Source organism: Microbacterium sp. ABR10 (assembly GCF_057812175.1).
Genome location: NZ_CM173821.1, coordinates 1,766,824 through 1,781,089, shown reverse-complemented (window position 1 = coordinate 1,781,089; position 14,266 = coordinate 1,766,824). Strand labels below are relative to the sequence as shown.

14 protein-coding genes and 1 pseudogene are annotated in these 14,266 nt (G+C 69.6%); 13 read left to right on the top strand and 2 right to left on the bottom strand.

Annotation, left to right across the window (positions count from 1 at the left end):
* Positions 1 to 56: 56 nt before the first annotated feature.
* Positions 57 to 317, bottom strand: coding sequence for a 30S ribosomal protein S20 (gene rpsT / locus ACXKZF_RS08195; RefSeq protein WP_055954413.1), 261 nt, complete (start codon positions 315 to 317; stop codon positions 57 to 59).
* A gap of 118 nt (positions 318 to 435) precedes the next feature.
* Positions 436 to 1,158: an alpha/beta fold hydrolase gene (locus ACXKZF_RS08190; protein ID WP_055954417.1), complete on the bottom strand. Its 723-nt coding sequence runs from the start codon at positions 1,156 to 1,158 to the stop codon at positions 436 to 438.
* Positions 1,159 to 1,385: 227 nt separating this feature from the next.
* Between ACXKZF_RS08190 and lepA the strand changes: the two genes are divergently transcribed.
* The 13 genes and pseudogenes from lepA (at position 1,386) to ACXKZF_RS08125 (ending at position 14,207) form a co-directional block, all read left to right on the top strand.
* The gene (gene lepA / locus ACXKZF_RS08185) at positions 1,386 to 3,230 is read left to right on the top strand and encodes a translation elongation factor 4 (RefSeq protein WP_243222302.1); all 1,845 of its coding nucleotides are present in this window, start codon (positions 1,386 to 1,388) and stop codon (positions 3,228 to 3,230) included.
* 25 nt (positions 3,231 to 3,255) lie between these two features.
* Complete coding sequence (locus ACXKZF_RS08180) at positions 3,256 to 3,900, top strand: DUF1990 domain-containing protein (RefSeq protein WP_055954423.1); 645 nt, start codon at positions 3,256 to 3,258, stop codon at positions 3,898 to 3,900.
* On the top strand, positions 3,900 to 5,117 hold the full coding sequence (gene hemW, locus ACXKZF_RS08175) for a radical SAM family heme chaperone HemW (RefSeq protein ID WP_488985952.1): 1,218 nt from the start codon (positions 3,900 to 3,902) through the stop codon (positions 5,115 to 5,117). Before ACXKZF_RS08180 ends, hemW begins: the two co-directional genes overlap by 1 nt.
* Positions 5,118 to 5,361: 244 nt before the next feature.
* Positions 5,362 to 6,402, top strand: coding sequence for a heat-inducible transcriptional repressor HrcA (hrcA, locus tag ACXKZF_RS08170; protein WP_488985951.1), 1,041 nt, complete (start codon positions 5,362 to 5,364; stop codon positions 6,400 to 6,402).
* Positions 6,403 to 6,448: 46 nt separating this feature from the next.
* Positions 6,449 to 7,570 (top strand): molecular chaperone DnaJ, encoded by a 1,122-nt coding sequence (gene dnaJ / locus ACXKZF_RS08165; RefSeq protein ID WP_488985950.1) that lies wholly within the window; start codon positions 6,449 to 6,451, stop codon positions 7,568 to 7,570.
* A 2-nt stretch (positions 7,571 to 7,572) separates the two neighbouring features.
* Entirely contained in the window at positions 7,573 to 8,307 is a 735-nt protein-coding gene (locus ACXKZF_RS08160) for a 16S rRNA (uracil(1498)-N(3))-methyltransferase (RefSeq protein WP_488985949.1), read from the top strand.
* Between the two features lie 239 nt (positions 8,308 to 8,546).
* Complete coding sequence (locus tag ACXKZF_RS08155) at positions 8,547 to 8,894, top strand: HIT domain-containing protein (protein ID WP_488985948.1); 348 nt, start codon at positions 8,547 to 8,549, stop codon at positions 8,892 to 8,894.
* A 49-nt stretch (positions 8,895 to 8,943) separates the two neighbouring features.
* Entirely contained in the window at positions 8,944 to 9,969 is a 1,026-nt protein-coding gene (locus ACXKZF_RS08150) for a PhoH family protein (RefSeq protein WP_235561258.1), read from the top strand.
* Positions 9,966 to 10,433: an rRNA maturation RNase YbeY gene (gene ybeY / locus ACXKZF_RS08145; RefSeq protein WP_055954445.1), complete on the top strand. Its 468-nt coding sequence runs from the start codon at positions 9,966 to 9,968 to the stop codon at positions 10,431 to 10,433. The genes ACXKZF_RS08150 and ybeY overlap by 4 nt, the downstream gene beginning before the upstream one ends.
* A pseudogene (locus ACXKZF_RS08140) lies at positions 10,430 to 11,739 on the top strand (hemolysin family protein). The gene ybeY and the pseudogene ACXKZF_RS08140 overlap by 4 nt, the downstream one beginning before the upstream one ends.
* Positions 11,736 to 12,629 carry a GTPase Era gene (gene era, locus ACXKZF_RS08135; protein ID WP_488985947.1) on the top strand — a complete coding sequence of 298 codons (894 nt, stop codon included), beginning with the start codon at positions 11,736 to 11,738 and terminating at the stop codon, positions 12,627 to 12,629. Before ACXKZF_RS08140 ends, era begins: the two are co-directional and overlap by 4 nt.
* Before the next feature lie 46 nt (positions 12,630 to 12,675).
* The gene (locus ACXKZF_RS08130) at positions 12,676 to 13,623 is read left to right on the top strand and encodes a quinone oxidoreductase family protein (RefSeq protein ID WP_488985946.1); all 948 of its coding nucleotides are present in this window, start codon (positions 12,676 to 12,678) and stop codon (positions 13,621 to 13,623) included.
* Positions 13,620 to 14,207: a GNAT family N-acetyltransferase gene (locus ACXKZF_RS08125; protein ID WP_488985945.1), complete on the top strand. Its 588-nt coding sequence runs from the start codon at positions 13,620 to 13,622 to the stop codon at positions 14,205 to 14,207. Before ACXKZF_RS08130 ends, ACXKZF_RS08125 begins: the two co-directional genes overlap by 4 nt.
* The last annotated feature ends 59 nt before the right edge of the window (positions 14,208 to 14,266 follow it).

Below are 14,266 nucleotides of genomic sequence, written 5' to 3'. Positions count from 1 at the left end.
AAACGACGAAGCCCGCCCCGCAGATGCGGGACGGGCTTTCGAAGAAATGCTGCGGCTCAGAGAGCGGCGACCGACTTCGCGATGGCCGACTTGCGGTTCGCAGCCTGGTTCGAGTGGATGACACCCTTGCTCACGGCCTTGTCGAGCTTCTTGGTCGCGACGACGAGGGCCTTCTCAGCGGCCTCCTTGTCACCGGCCAGCACGGCTTCCTTCGTGCGACGCACGTGCGTCTTCAGCTCGCTCTTGACGGCCTTGTTGCGCTCGCGCGCCTTCTCGTTGGTCTTGTTGCGCTTGATCTGCGACTTGATATTCGCCACGTCGACGGTCTTTCGTTTGAGTGAGTGTTGGAAGTGCCGGGCGAGCGGTAGAGGGGCGCTGCACCGGCGGTCGTGGAGGTCGGGAAAAACCCCACACGCAAGCCAAGGACCGAGTCTATCAGCTAGACGCCTCCACCGTGGTGAGCGCCACGTCCAGCACGGCGTTGAACACGCGCGGGCGCATCGCCGTGACGATGTGCGTCGTGCGCGGCACGATGACGAGCTCGGCGTGCGGGGCGACGGCGGTGAACAGCTTCTCGTTGATGCGCAGCTGATCCCACTGTCCGTTGACGAACCACAGCGGCACCGTGATCCTGCGGAGGGATGCCAGCAGGTCGAGGTCGGAGAGTGAGGCCAGGGCGATGTGCTGTGCGTCGAGGGCGTATCCACCGGCGCCGAAATCGGGACGCGTCTCGGGCGGCAGGGTGAGATCGAGCACCCGGTCGGTGAACCCCATGCCGCGGTCGGGGAGGCTGTCGGCGCGACGGATCAGATAGCGGTAGGTCGCCAGCGCCGGACCGCGAGGAAGAGACGTGCACGACGCGGCGACCAACGCGGCCACGGGCGGCGGATCCTCCCGCCCGAGGTAGTCGATCGACAGCAGCCCGCCCATCGAATGCCCGACCAGCACGACGGGCCCGTGCTCGGCGGCATCCCGAACCGCCCGGTCGATCGTGGCGTACGCCTCGTCGAGGGTGAACGGCTCCCCGCGGCGCGTGCCGTGACCGGGAAGGTCGACCGCGGTCACCGGGTTGCCGCGCTCCTGCAGGTGCGCGACCTGCGCCCGCCACATGGTGGACGACGTGCGGATGCCGTGCACGAACACGACCTGGACCGTCATGGCATCCACTGTATGAGGGTGTGCCGCGGCGAGACCTGTGAGCCCGAGCGCCGACACCACACGATCGCGATGAGAGCACACGCTCGCAGATGACGCGAACGTGCGGTCTCGCGCCGACCGCGTGATCTCGCGACCGCCGCCGTCGCGGCCGGGGAGGAGCCTGGATGCCGGGACCCTGAGCATCCGCGGACGGCGATGTCGGCGCACCACCGTAGAATCGACGGAACATGTCACCGCGCGCCCTGAAGCCCCTCGAGCCGTCTGCCACCCCGCCGGAGCAGATCCGCAACTTCTGCATCATCGCTCATATCGACCACGGCAAGTCGACGCTGGCCGACCGCATGCTGCAGATCACCGGCGTCGTCAGCGACCGCGACATGCGTGCGCAGTACCTCGACCGCATGGACATCGAGCGTGAGCGCGGCATCACGATCAAGTCGCAGGCGGTCCGGATGCCGTGGTCCACCGCCGACGGCACCTTCGCCCTCAACATGATCGACACGCCCGGCCACGTCGACTTCACCTACGAGGTCAGTCGCTCGCTCGCCGCGTGCGAGGGCGCCATCCTGCTGGTCGACGCCGCGCAGGGCATCGAGGCCCAGACGCTGGCCAACCTCTACCTGGCGCTCGAGAACGACCTGCAGATCATCCCGGTGCTGAACAAGATCGACCTGCCGGCGGCCGACCCCGAGAAGTACGCGGCCGAGCTCGCCGGCCTCATCGGCGGAAACCCCGAAGACGTGCTGCGCGTGAGCGGCAAGACCGGCATGGGCGTCGAAGAGCTGCTCGACCTGATCGTCGAGAAGATCCCCGCCCCCGTCGGCAAGCCCGACGCCCCGGCCCGGGCGATGATCTTCGACTCGGTCTACGACGCGTACCGCGGTGTGGTCACCTACGTCCGCATGATCGACGGGTCGCTGCAGCCGCGCGAGCGCATCCAGATGATGTCGACCACCGCCACGCACGAGCTGCTCGAGATCGGCGTCTCCAGCCCCGAGCCGGTGCCCACCCGCGGCCTCGGCGTCGGCGAGGTGGGCTACCTCATCACGGGTGTGAAAGACGTGCGCCAGTCCAAGGTCGGCGACACGATCACCACCCACCGCAAGCCCGCCACCCAGGCGCTGCCCGGGTACACCGACCCGAAACCCATGGTCTTCTCGGGCATCTATCCGATCGACGGCAGCGACTACGCCGAGCTGCGGGAAGCGCTCGACAAGCTCAAGCTGTCCGACGCGTCGCTGCAGTACGAGCCCGAGACCTCGGTCGCGCTCGGCTTCGGCTTCCGCGCGGGCTTCCTGGGGCTTCTGCACCTCGAGATCATCACCGAGCGCCTCTCGCGCGAGTTCGGGCTCGACCTCATCACCACGGCACCGTCGGTGACCTACGAGGTCACGACCGACACCGGCGAGACCGTCTCGGTCACCAACCCCAGCGAGTACCCCGACGGACGTGTCGCGTCGGTGTCGGAGCCGATCGTCAAGGTCGGCATCCTGCTGCCGAAGGACTACGTCGGCACGGTCATGGAACTCTGCCAGACGCGCCGCGGCACGCTCCTCGGCATGGAATACCTCAGCGAAGACCGCGTCGAGCTGCGTTACCACATGCCCCTCGGCGAGATCGTCTTCGATTTCTTCGATCACCTCAAATCGCGCACGCAGGGCTACGCGAGCCTCGACTACGAACCGGCCGGCCAGCAGACCGCCGACCTGGTCAAGGTCGACATCCTGCTGCAGGGCGACAAGGTCGACGCGTTCAGCTCGATCGTGCACCGTGAGAAGGCGTACGCCTACGGCACGCTCATGGCCGAGCGCCTGCGCAAACTCATCCCGCGCCAGCAGTTCGAGGTACCGATCCAGGCCGCCATCGGCGCCCGCATCATCGCGCGCGAGACCATCCGCGCCATCCGCAAAGACGTGCTCGCCAAGTGCTACGGCGGTGACATCACCCGCAAGCGCAAGCTCCTCGAGAAGCAGAAAGAGGGCAAGAAGCGCATGAAGATGGTGGGTCGTGTCGAGGTGCCGCAAGAGGCGTTCATCGCCGCGCTGTCGGGCGACGTCGAGGCCAAGAAGTAACGCACCCAACCGAGAGGGGTGGATCATGCGACGGCAGAATTTCACCGATGACACGGTCGACTACGCGGCGGTCGGCGCCACTCAGGCGCCCGACCTGATGCAGTACCCGCCGGAGCATTCCGTGCCCGCCGAAGACGCGTGGCGAATCGGCAGCGGCGAGGAGCGTTTCGTCGCCGCGGGCGAGCTGCTGCTGTCGTGGGCACCGCTGCGCGGCGAGGAGCTCAGCATCACCGACGTGCGCCCGGCATCCGGAGAAGGCTACGCCGGAGTCGGGTTCGACGCCGAGGGGGCCCCGGTCGCCCCCAGCCGCCTCGAGGCCGAGCAGCGCTTCGCCGCCGACGGCACCCCGTTCGTCAGCCCCGGCACGGGTGTGCACCTGCACGGCAAGGTCGACGGTCACCGAGCCGACGCCGAGCTGCGGGTCATCTCGGTGTTCGAGGAGCCCCGTCGCGTCGGATTCATCCTCGGCACCGTCGGTCACTCGATCGTCAGCGGCGAAGAGCTGTTCTCGATCGAATGGCGCGACAACGACGAGGTCTGGTTCGTCGTGCGTGCGTTCGATCGTCCGACCGCGCCCACCTACCGGCTGTTCACCAGCCGCGTGCGCCGCCGCCGCAAGGCGCTTTTCGCGCGGTACCTGCGCGCGATCTCGCCGCTGTACACGTCCTGATGGGCGGGCCTCTACCGCTCGGAGATCCTGCTCCCGCCGACGGCCGCCTCCCCGGCGACCTCGCCGTCGATCCCACCACCGACTTCGGTGTGTATCTGCACGTGCCCTTCTGCCGAGTGCGCTGCGGCTACTGCGACTTCAACACCTACACCGCGAGCGAACTGCGTGGTGCGCGGCAAGACGACTTCGCCGACACCCTCGCCGCGGAGGTGCGCCTGGCGGGTGCGGTGATGGATGCCGCGGGCGGTCGCCGCGCGGCATCCACCGTGTTCTTCGGGGGCGGAACGCCCACGCTCCTCCCGCCCGGCGATCTGGCGACGATGCTGGACGCCGTGCGCACCGAGTTCGGGATCGCCGACGGCGCCGAGGTGACCGTCGAGGCCAATCCCGACACCGTCGACGACGCCGTGATGCAGACGCTCGCATCGGCGGGGATCACGCGCGTGTCGATCGGCATGCAGTCCGCCCGTCCGCACGTGCTGGCCGCGCTCGACCGCACGCACGACCCCGCCAACGTCGCCACGGCGGTCGCGGCCGCACGGCGAGCGGGGCTGGACGTCTCGGTCGACCTCATTTACGGCGCGCCGGGGGAGTCGCTCGACGACTGGCGCGCCTCTCTCGAAGCCGCCACGGCTCTCGGGCCCGACCACATCTCGGCGTACGCGCTGATCGTCGAAGACGGCACCAAGCTCGCCAGGCAGATCCGTTCGGGCGTCGTCGAGGAGCCCTCCGACGACCTTCAAGCCGACATGTACGAGCTGGCCGACGAGTTGCTCGCAGCCGCCGGGTACGACTGGTACGAGGTGTCGAACTGGTCTCGCGGAGTCACCCACCGCTCCCGCCACAATCTCGCCTACTGGCGGGGCACGGACTGGTGGGGTTTCGGCCCCGGAGCGCACAGCCACGTCGCGGGCCTGCGCTGGTGGAACGTGAAGCACCCGGCGGCGTACGCGCAGCGGATGGCGGCCGGAGAATCGCCGGCCGCGGGTCGGGAGCGCCCCGACGAGACGGCACGACGCCTCGAATCGGTGCTGCTGCGCAGTCGTATCCGCGAGGGCCTGGCGGTGTCGGAGCTGCTCGGCGAGGGGCGAAAGGCCGTGGCATCCCTCATCGCCGACGGTCTCGTCGAGGGCGCGGATGCCGTGCGCGGGCGCATCGTGCTCACCCGCCGCGGGCGTCTGTTGGCGGATGCCGTGGTGCGGGCGCTCACCGCCTGACGGCGCACCGCGCGTTCCGGAGGACATGCCGCGCCTCGGGGAAGCTGCGACAAACGCGATCGCGAGGCAGAAACGCGCCGTCGAGCCGTTTCCTCCACGCCAGGGCGTTACTCGCAGCGCCCGCACCGGTGCCGGCGTTCGACGGACCGGGAGACGGCATCCGCGAGCCCCCCGACGCAGTGTCGTGCCGATCCCGTAGAATTGGCACTCAATCGAGCCGAGTGCCAAACGGGAGGAGCAGCGCATGGTGTCGGAACGCGGCCTTCAGGTGCTCCGCGCGATCGTGCAGGACTACGTCGACACCCGTGAGCCCGTCGGAAGTAAGGCGATCGTCGACCGCCACGCCTTCGGGGTGTCAGCGGCGACCATCCGCAACGACATGGCCCTGCTCGAAGACGAAGACCTCATCGTCGCTCCGCACACCTCGTCGGGGCGCGTGCCCACCGACAAGGGTTATCGCGTGTTCGTCGACCATCTCGCCGAGCTCCGTCCGCTTTCGAGCGCGCAGCGCAGCGCCATCACCTCCTTCCTCGATCAGGCGGGCGACCTCGACGACCTCCTCGCGCGCACCGTGCGGGCCCTTACGCAGCTGACGGGCCAGGTCGCGATCGTCCAATACCCGTCGTTCGCGCGGGCCAACGTCTCGCACGTCGAGCTCGTCGCTCTCGGCGGTCCCCGGGTGCTCGTCATCCTCGTCACCGACACCGGCCGGGTCTCGCAGCGCATCGCGCTCGTACCGGCCGAGCCCACCGAGGCCGACATCGTCCAGCTTCGTGCCCGCGTGAGCGCCGTGCTCGTGGGCCGCAGCGTCGCCGAGTGCGTGCAGCGCGTCGGTGATGCGACGGCCGACGCACCGCGACCGGGTGTCCTGATCGAGGCCATCGCCGACGCCGTGCTGCGGGTGGTCGGCGAAGAACTCGAGGAGTTCCGCCAGGACCGCCTCGTCATGGCCGGTGCCGCGACTCTCGCCAAGCGCGAGCAGGACTTCCGCGGCAGCATCTATCCACTACTCGAGGCCATCGAAGAGCAGGTCACACTCCTGCGACTCATGACCGAGATGGTGGCCGACGAGAAGGGGCTGTCGGCGAGCATCGGTCGCGAGAACGAGCCGTTCGGCCTCGTCGAGGCCTCGGTGCTGGCGAGCCGCTACGACGGCTCCACCGGTGGCGCACGCGTGGGCCTCCTCGGCCCGATGCGCATGGACTACTCATCGAATCTGGCGGCGGTCCGCGCCGTCGCGCATTATCTGACCCGCATGCTCGAAGACGACGACAGCGCACGCTGACGAGCATCACCCGAACGACCCCGCGAGAGCGGGCAGGAAGGCGACTGTGGCTGACCACTACGAGGTCCTGGGCGTCGAACGCGACGCCAGCCCGGAAGACATCAAGAAGGCGTACCGACGTCTCGCGCGCCAGCTTCACCCCGATGTGAACCCCGGCGACGATGCGTCGGAGCGCTTCAAGCTCGTGACCCACGCCTACGACGTGCTCAGCGACCCCGAGCAGCGTCGCCGCTACGACATGGGCGGCGATCAGAGCCCGTTCGGCGGCGGGGGCGCGGCCGGTTTCGGCGGGTTCAGTGACATCTTCGAGACCTTCTTCGGCGCGGGCCAGAGCAGCGGGGGCCGCGGTCCCCGCCCGCGGTCGCGTCGGGAGCGGGGTCAGGACGCCCTGGTGCGCGTGACGCTCGAGCTCGGCGATGTCGTCTTCGGCGCCCACCGCGATCTCGAGGTCGACACGGCCGTGCTGTGCGAGACCTGTCAGGGCTCGTGCACCCAGCCGGGCACGAGCGAGGTCACCTGCGACATCTGCCACGGCTCCGGACACGTGCAGCGCACCGTCCGAAGCCTCCTCGGAAACGTCGTCACCAGCGCTCCCTGCACCGTGTGCCAGGGGCACGGCACGACGATCCCGTACCCGTGCGGCACGTGCCAGGGTCAGGGGCGTGTGCGCGCGCGCCGGACCGTCTCGGTCGACATCCCCGCCGGTGTCGAGTCGGGTCTGCGCCTGCAGCTGCCCGGCTCCGGCGAGGTGGGCCCCGCGGGCGGCCCCAACGGCGACCTCTATCTCGAGATCACGGTTGAGGCGCACGACGCCTTCAGCCGCGACGGCGACGACCTCGTCGCCACCCTCGAGGTCTCGATGCCCGATGCCATCCTCGGCGCCACCACGACGATTCAGTCGCTCGACGGCGACGTCGATCTCGAGGTGCGCGCGGGCGTGCAGTCGGGTGATGTGCTCACCATCAAAGGTCGCGGCATCACGCCGCTGCGCGGAAGCCAGCGCGGTGACCTCAAGGTCGGCGTGCACGTGGTGACCCCCACGCGCCTCGACCACCGTGAGCGCGCCCTGATCGAGGAGTTCGCCAAGCGCACCAAGGCCCCCAAGCCGCGGCTCGCCGAGCACCAGCAGGGAATGTTCAGCAAGTTCCGCGACCGCTTCCGGCACTGACCGTGGCGCTGCATTTCGTCACCGACGAGGCGGCATCCGCTCAGCCGGGGGATGCCGTCACGCTCACCGGAGCAGAGGCGCACCACGCCGCGGCCGTCCGCCGCGTTCGCGTCGACGAGGCGGTCACCCTGGGCGACGGACGCGGGACCTGGCTGGAGGGCCTCGTGACCGCGGCGACGCCGAAGCACGTGGACGTCCGGGTGACCGCGCGGGAAGACCGCCCCGCGGCGTCGCCGCGTTTCGTTCTCGTCCAGGCGCTCGCGAAAGGCGACCGTGACGAGCTCGCCGTGCAGGCGGCGACCGAGCTCGGCGTCGACGCGATCGTGCCGTGGCAGGCCGCGCGCAGCGTGTCCCGATGGGATGCCAAGGCCGACAAGGGAATCGCCCGCTGGCGCACGATCGTGCGCGAGGCCGCCAAACAAGCGCATCGCGCGTGGATCCCCGAGGTCGAGGGTGTCGCCCGCACGGCCGACCTGGTCGCTCTCGCGGGCACCGCGCTCGTTCTCGTGCTCGAGCCGTCGGCATCCGACCGTCTCACCGTCGTCGCCGACGAGGCCGCAGACGGGCGCGACGTCGTGCTCGTTGTCGGCCCCGAGGGCGGGATCGCGCCGGAGGAACTCTCCGCCCTCGAAGCTGCCGGCGCGCGGCTCGTGCGCCTCGGCGACACGGTGCTTCGCACCTCGACCGCGGGGGCGGCGGCCATCTCGGTGCTGTCTGCTGCGCACGGGCGTTGGTGACGCGCGCGCCTCGCGTGCGCGCGTCCGGTATCGACGGCGCCCGAACCGCAGGCCCTGCCGTCCCGCGCCCCGCCTCGACACCGTGGATCGGGGCGGGGAATGTGCAGCGGGGCGGACACCACCCGCCCCGCTGCACATCTCACGCCCCGTCGACCGGTCAACCGGCTCGCACGCCCCTCGGCGCTGACGGCGACGCACAGCAGGCCTGGGTGTCGGAGGCCGTCACTAGACTGGATGCCATGAGCGAACCGTCGATCTTCACGCGCATCCTGCAGGGCGAGATCCCCGCCGAGATCGTTGCAGAGACCGAGAACGCCTTCGCGATCCGCGACATCGCGCCGCAGGCGCCCGTGCACCTGCTCGTCATCCCCAAGACGGCGCAGTACCGCAATGTCGTCGAACTCGCCGTGGGCGACCCCGATCTGCTCACCGAGGTCATCGGTCTCGCCAACTCCGTCGCCGCGGAGCACTCCGACGGTGACTTCCGACTCATCTTCAACACCGGCGAGGGTGCCGGTCAGACCGTCTTCCACGTGCACGCCCACGTCCTCGCGGGCGGCCTGAACGAAAAGAGCCTGGGTGGCTGATTCCCCCGAAGAGCACGTCTCCGACCGCATCGAGGTCGACGGCGTGGCAATGGTGCAACTGCTCGGCCCGCAGGATCGCCTCCTGCGCGTCGTCGAGAAAGAACATCCCGACGTCGACGTGCACGTGCGGGGGAACGAGATCACGCTCTCCGGCGCACCCGACGCGGTGCGCGCCGCGCGCGTACTCGTCGACGAGTTGCTCTCGATGACCCGATCCGGCCAGGGCCTCGATCCGTCCGACGTGTCGAGCTCGAACCGCATGCTGCGCTCCGATGGGGGCCCGCGCCCCTCCGAGGTCATGGGCGAGGCGATCCTGTCGTCGCGCGGCAAGGTCATCCGCCCGAAGACCGCGGGTCAGAAAGAGTACGTCGACGCGATCGACGAGAACACGATCGTCTTCGGCATCGGTCCCGCCGGTACCGGCAAGACGTACCTGGCGATGGCGAAGGCCGTGCAGGCGCTGCAGCGCAAAGAGGTCAATCGCATCATCCTCACGCGTCCCGCCGTCGAGGCGGGGGAGCGGCTCGGATTCCTCCCGGGCACCCTCACCGACAAGATCGATCCGTACCTGCGGCCGCTCTACGATGCGCTCAACGAGATGATGGACCCCGACATCGTCCCGAAGCTCATGGCCACGGGCACCATCGAGGTCGCCCCGCTGGCCTACATGCGCGGACGCACGCTGAACGATTCGTTCGTCGTGCTCGACGAGGCGCAGAACACCACGCCCGAGCAGATGAAGATGTTCCTGACGCGTCTCGGATTCGGCACGCGCATGGTCGTGACCGGCGACATCACCCAGGTCGACCTGCCCCAGGGTGCCTCGGGACTCCGCCTGGTCACCCGCGTCCTCGACGATATCGACGACATCCACTTCTCGCGTCTCACCAGCGCCGACGTCGTGCGCCACAACCTCGTCGGCCGCATCGTCGACGCCTACAGCGAGTACGACGAGAAGCGCCTCGCGGCGCGTCGCGAGCGCGACGAGGCCAGCGAGTTCGCCACCCGTGCGGAGCGACGCGGCCAAAGCGCCGCCGGCCCCCGCGATCACCTCCCGAGACGAAACCGCTCATGACGATCGAGATCAACAACGAGTCCGACCACCAGATCGACGAGCAGGTGCTGCTGCGCCTGATGGAGTACAACCTGGCCGAGCTGCACGTCAGCGCCGACGCCGACGTGGCGATCGTGCTCGTCGATGAGGGCGCCATGGAGTCACTCCACGTGCAGTGGATGGACGAGCCCGGACCCACCGACGTGCTGAGCTTCCCGATGGACGAACTGCGCCCGGGATCCGAAGACGCGCCGACCCCCGCGGGGCTCCTCGGTGACATCGTCCTGTGTCCCGCGGTCGCCGAGACCCAAGCGGTCGCGGCGAAGCACTCCACGCAAGACGAGCTGATCCTCCTCACCACGCACGGCCTGCTGCACCTCCTCGGCTTCGACCACGCCGAACCCGACGAGGAGCGCGAGATGTTCGGACTGCAGCGCGAGCTCATCACCGGTTTCCAGGCCGTCGAGCGCCACCGCCGCGCATGACCGAAGCGCTGCTCCTCGTCGCCGCCTTCCTGCTCGTCGCCTTCGGCGGCTTGATGGCGGCGTTCGAGGCGGCCCTGGGGGTGACCTCCCGCACCGATCTGCTCGAGCTCGGCGTCTCCGGACGCAACGCACGGGCGCTGCGGGCATCGCCGACGACACCAACGCGCACGTCACGGCTGTCTCGTTCATCCGCGTCCTCGCCGAGACGACCGCCGCGGTGCTCGTCGCCGCCGCTTTCATGCTGATGTTCGACGACATCCTGCTCGCCGTGATCGCCGCAGCGGTGCTGATGACCGTCATCTCGTTCGTGGCCGTCGGCGCGAGCCCTCGATCGGTGGGCCGGCAGCACGCGCGGGGGCTCCTGACCGGCGGTGCTCCCGTCGTACGCGGCATGCGCATCCTGCTGGGCCCGCTCGCGCACGGCCTGGTGGCGGTCGGAAACCGCGTCACTCCCGGCATCTCGCACTCGACCTCGTTCGCGTCGGAGGAGCAGCTGCTCAGCATCATCGACGAGGCGGCCGAGAACGAGCTCATCGAACAAGACGACCGGGAGCTCATCCACTCCGTCTTCGACTTCACCGACCGGTACGTGCGCGAGGTGATGGTCCCGCGTACCGACATGGTCAGCGTGGATGCCACGGCCACCTCCCGCGAGGCGCTGTCGCTGTTCCTCGAGAAGGGCGTCTCGCGCGTGCCGCTGGCCGACGACGAGGCCGACGACATCGTCGGCATGCTCTACCTGAAAGACCTCGTGCAGTACGGCTTCCGCGACGAGGCCGGTTGGCGTGACGCGCCCATCCGCCGCATCGCCCGGCCGGCGGTCTTCGTCCCCGAATCGATGAAGGCCGAGACCCTGCTGCAGCAGATGAAGAAGGATGCCGTGCACGTCTGCCTCGTCGTCGACGAGTACGGCGGCGTCGCGGGCCTGGTCACGATGGAAGACCTCATCGAGGAGCTCGTCGGCGAGATCGCCGACGAGTACGACGCCCCCTCCACCGAGGTGGTCGAGCTGGGCGACGGGCGCTACCGCGTCAACGCCCGACTCGGACTCGATGAGGTCGGCGACCTCTTCGGTCTCGAACTCGACGACGACGACGTCGACTCGGTCGGTGGACTGCTGGGCAAGGCCCTCGGCCGCATCCCGCAGCCGGGAGCCACCGCCGAACACTCCGGTCTCGTCCTCACCGGCGGCGCGTCCCGCGGCCGCAACCGGGGAATCGCCACGGTCATCGTGGAGCGTGCCGAGACCCCCGCAGACGAAGACGCCGAGGCCGACGCCTCCGCGCGCGAGAGGAACGACAGATGAGCGCCACCCGATCCGGTTTCGTGACCTTCGTGGGGCGGCCGAACGTGGGCAAATCCACGCTGACCAACGCCCTCGTCGGCGAGAAGGTCGCCATCACGAGCGAGAAGCCGCAGACCACGCGACGCGCCATCCGCGGGATCGTGAACCGCCCCGGTGGCCAGCTCGTCGTCGTGGACACCCCCGGCATCCATCGACCGCGCACGCTGCTCGGCCAGCGCCTCAACGACCTCGTGGAGCAGGTGCTGGGCGATGTCGACGTCATCGCGTTCTGCGCGCCGGCGACCGAGAAGGTCGGGCCCGGCGATCGCCGGATCGCGGAGTCGCTCTCGGGCTACCCCCGGGCGAAGAAGGTCGCGCTGGTGACCAAGACCGACGCCGCCTCGCGTGATCAGATCACCGAGCGGCTCCTCGAGGTCGATGCGCTGCGTGAGGACTGGGACGCCGTCATCCCGCTGTCGGCCGTCACGAACGATCAGCTCGACGTGCTGTGCGACGAGCTGTTGGGGCTCATGCCCGTGGGTCCCGCGCTGTACGCGGAGGGCGTCGTCACCGACGAGACGCTCGAGGATCGCATTGCCGAGATCATCCGCGAGGCGGCACTCCACGGCGTGCGCGACGAACTCCCGCACTCGATCGCGGTGACCATCGACGACGTCGCCCCGCGCGAAGACAGCGACCTGACCGACGTCTGGGCGAACATCGTCGTCGAGCGCGACAGCCAGAAGGCGATCATCATCGGCCGCAAGGGCTCGCGCCTCGCCGACGTCGGCGCCCGCGCGCGCGCCGGCATCGAACCCCTCGTCGGCGGACGGGTCTACCTCTCGCTGCACGTCCGCGTGGCCAAGGAGTGGCAGCGCGACCCGAAGCAGCTCGGCCGCCTCGGATTCTGACCCCGACGGCCACCACCGACAAGCGAGCACGACGAAAGGCGCGACCATGGCGATGAGGTGGACTGCCCCCGCTCCGGGCCCGATCGAGACCTGGAGCTTCGACCAATTCGACATCCCCGCCCCCGGTCCCGGTGAGGTGACTGTGCGCGTCCGTGCGGCGGGTATCAACCCCGCGGATGCCAAGCACGTCGCCACCGCCCGTCCCGGGGCCGAGTTCCCCGTGCCCATCGGCTACGAGTTGTCGGGCGAGGTGACCGCCGTCGGCCCCGACGCCATCGGCGGATCGGGCCCCCTCGCAGTGGGCGACGAGGTCGTCGCGTTCCGCGTGCAGGGCGCCTACGCCACCGAGCTCACCGTGCCCGCGCGCGATGTGTTCGCCAAGCCCGAGCCCCTCTCTCACGCCGAGGCCGCGAACTTGCTGCTGGCCGGAACGACGGCCGCCGAGATGATCCAGGTCACCCGGGTCGTCGAGGGCGAGACCGTGCTGCTGCACGCGGCATCCGGGGCCGTCGGCGTGAGCCTCCTGCAGCAGGCCCGCGAGCTGGGGGTGCGGGTCATCGGGACGGTGGGTCCGGATGCCGAGGAGTCGGCCGAACGGGTACGGCGCTACGGCGGCATCGCGGTGGCGTACGGCGAGGAGCTCCGCGAGCGGGTCGAGCAGGCGGCCTCCGGCGCGCCCATCGCCGCCGCCTGGGATGCCGTGGGCACCGATGAGGCCATCGAGGTCTCGCTCGACCTCGTCGCCGAGCGCGACCGTATCGTCACCATCGTGAGCCCCGAGCGCGCAAAGGCCGACGGGTTCCTGTGGATCGCGGGTTCGCGGCCGGAGAGCGCCCGATTCCGCGACATCGCGCGGGCCCGCGTGCTCGAGCTGGCGGCATCCGGTGTCCTCGAGGTTCCCGTCGCCCGCACCTATCCGCTCGCCGAGGCCATCCAGGCCGTGGGCTTCGTCATGAACGGACACCCGGGCGGCAAGGTGGCGCTGCTGCCGTGAGCGCGTCGCCGTTCGCGCTGCCTCCGGCGCCCGACACGCTCGAGGTGGTGACCGACCGCCTGCGTTTGCGGCCGTTCGTCGAGACCGACCTCGACGCCATGGCCGCCTACCGCGGCGACGCCGAGGTGTGCCTTTTCCTGCCGTTCGAGCCGCAGACGCCCGCCGACATCCGCGGCCGCATCGGTCACCTGTTCGGGGACACGAACCTCGAGGGCGACCGCGGCGGCGTCGTCCTCGTGATCGAGCGCGTGAGCGACGGGCAGGTGATCGGTGATCTCGTGCTCTTCCATCTCGACCCGGAGGCGGGGGCGGCCGAGATCGGGTGGGTCGTGAGCCCCGCGGCATCCGGTCGAGGACTCGCGACCGAGGCCGTCCGTGCCCTCGTCGATACCGCCTTCCGGGTGTACGGCCTGCGCCGTCTGACAGCCCGGATCGATCCCGAGAACGTCCGCTCGGTGGCCCTGGCCGAGCGGGTGGGCATGCGCCGAGAGGCGCACTTCGTCGAGAACGAATGGTTCAAGGGACGCTGGAGCGACGAGCTGCGGTTCGCCCTCCTCGCGCGGGAATGGACGCCGACGTCGTGAACCGCGCGCGGCGACACTGCTACGATCGCAGGATGCGCTTCGGTGGCCTGCTTCTTCTT

Excerpts from the sequence above, each read along its gene's own strand:
- ACXKZF_RS08155 (WP_488985948.1), top strand. The coding sequence starts at position 8,547 with ATGAGCGAACCGTCGATCTTCACGCGCATCCTGCAGGGCGAGATCCCC.
- ACXKZF_RS08190 (WP_055954417.1), bottom strand. The coding sequence starts at position 1,158 with ATGACGGTCCAGGTCGTGTTCGTGCACGGCATCCGCACGTCGTCCACC.
- hemW (WP_488985952.1), top strand. The coding sequence starts at position 3,900 with ATGGGCGGGCCTCTACCGCTCGGAGATCCTGCTCCCGCCGACGGCCGC.
- ACXKZF_RS08180 (WP_055954423.1), top strand. The coding sequence starts at position 3,256 with ATGCGACGGCAGAATTTCACCGATGACACGGTCGACTACGCGGCGGTC.
- era (WP_488985947.1), top strand. The coding sequence starts at position 11,736 with ATGAGCGCCACCCGATCCGGTTTCGTGACCTTCGTGGGGCGGCCGAAC.
- hrcA (WP_488985951.1), top strand. The coding sequence starts at position 5,362 with ATGGTGTCGGAACGCGGCCTTCAGGTGCTCCGCGCGATCGTGCAGGAC.
- ACXKZF_RS08130 (WP_488985946.1), top strand. The coding sequence starts at position 12,676 with ATGGCGATGAGGTGGACTGCCCCCGCTCCGGGCCCGATCGAGACCTGG.
- ybeY (WP_055954445.1), top strand. The coding sequence starts at position 9,966 with ATGACGATCGAGATCAACAACGAGTCCGACCACCAGATCGACGAGCAG.
- ACXKZF_RS08150 (WP_235561258.1), top strand. The coding sequence starts at position 8,944 with ATGGTGCAACTGCTCGGCCCGCAGGATCGCCTCCTGCGCGTCGTCGAG.
- lepA (WP_243222302.1), top strand. The coding sequence starts at position 1,386 with ATGTCACCGCGCGCCCTGAAGCCCCTCGAGCCGTCTGCCACCCCGCCG.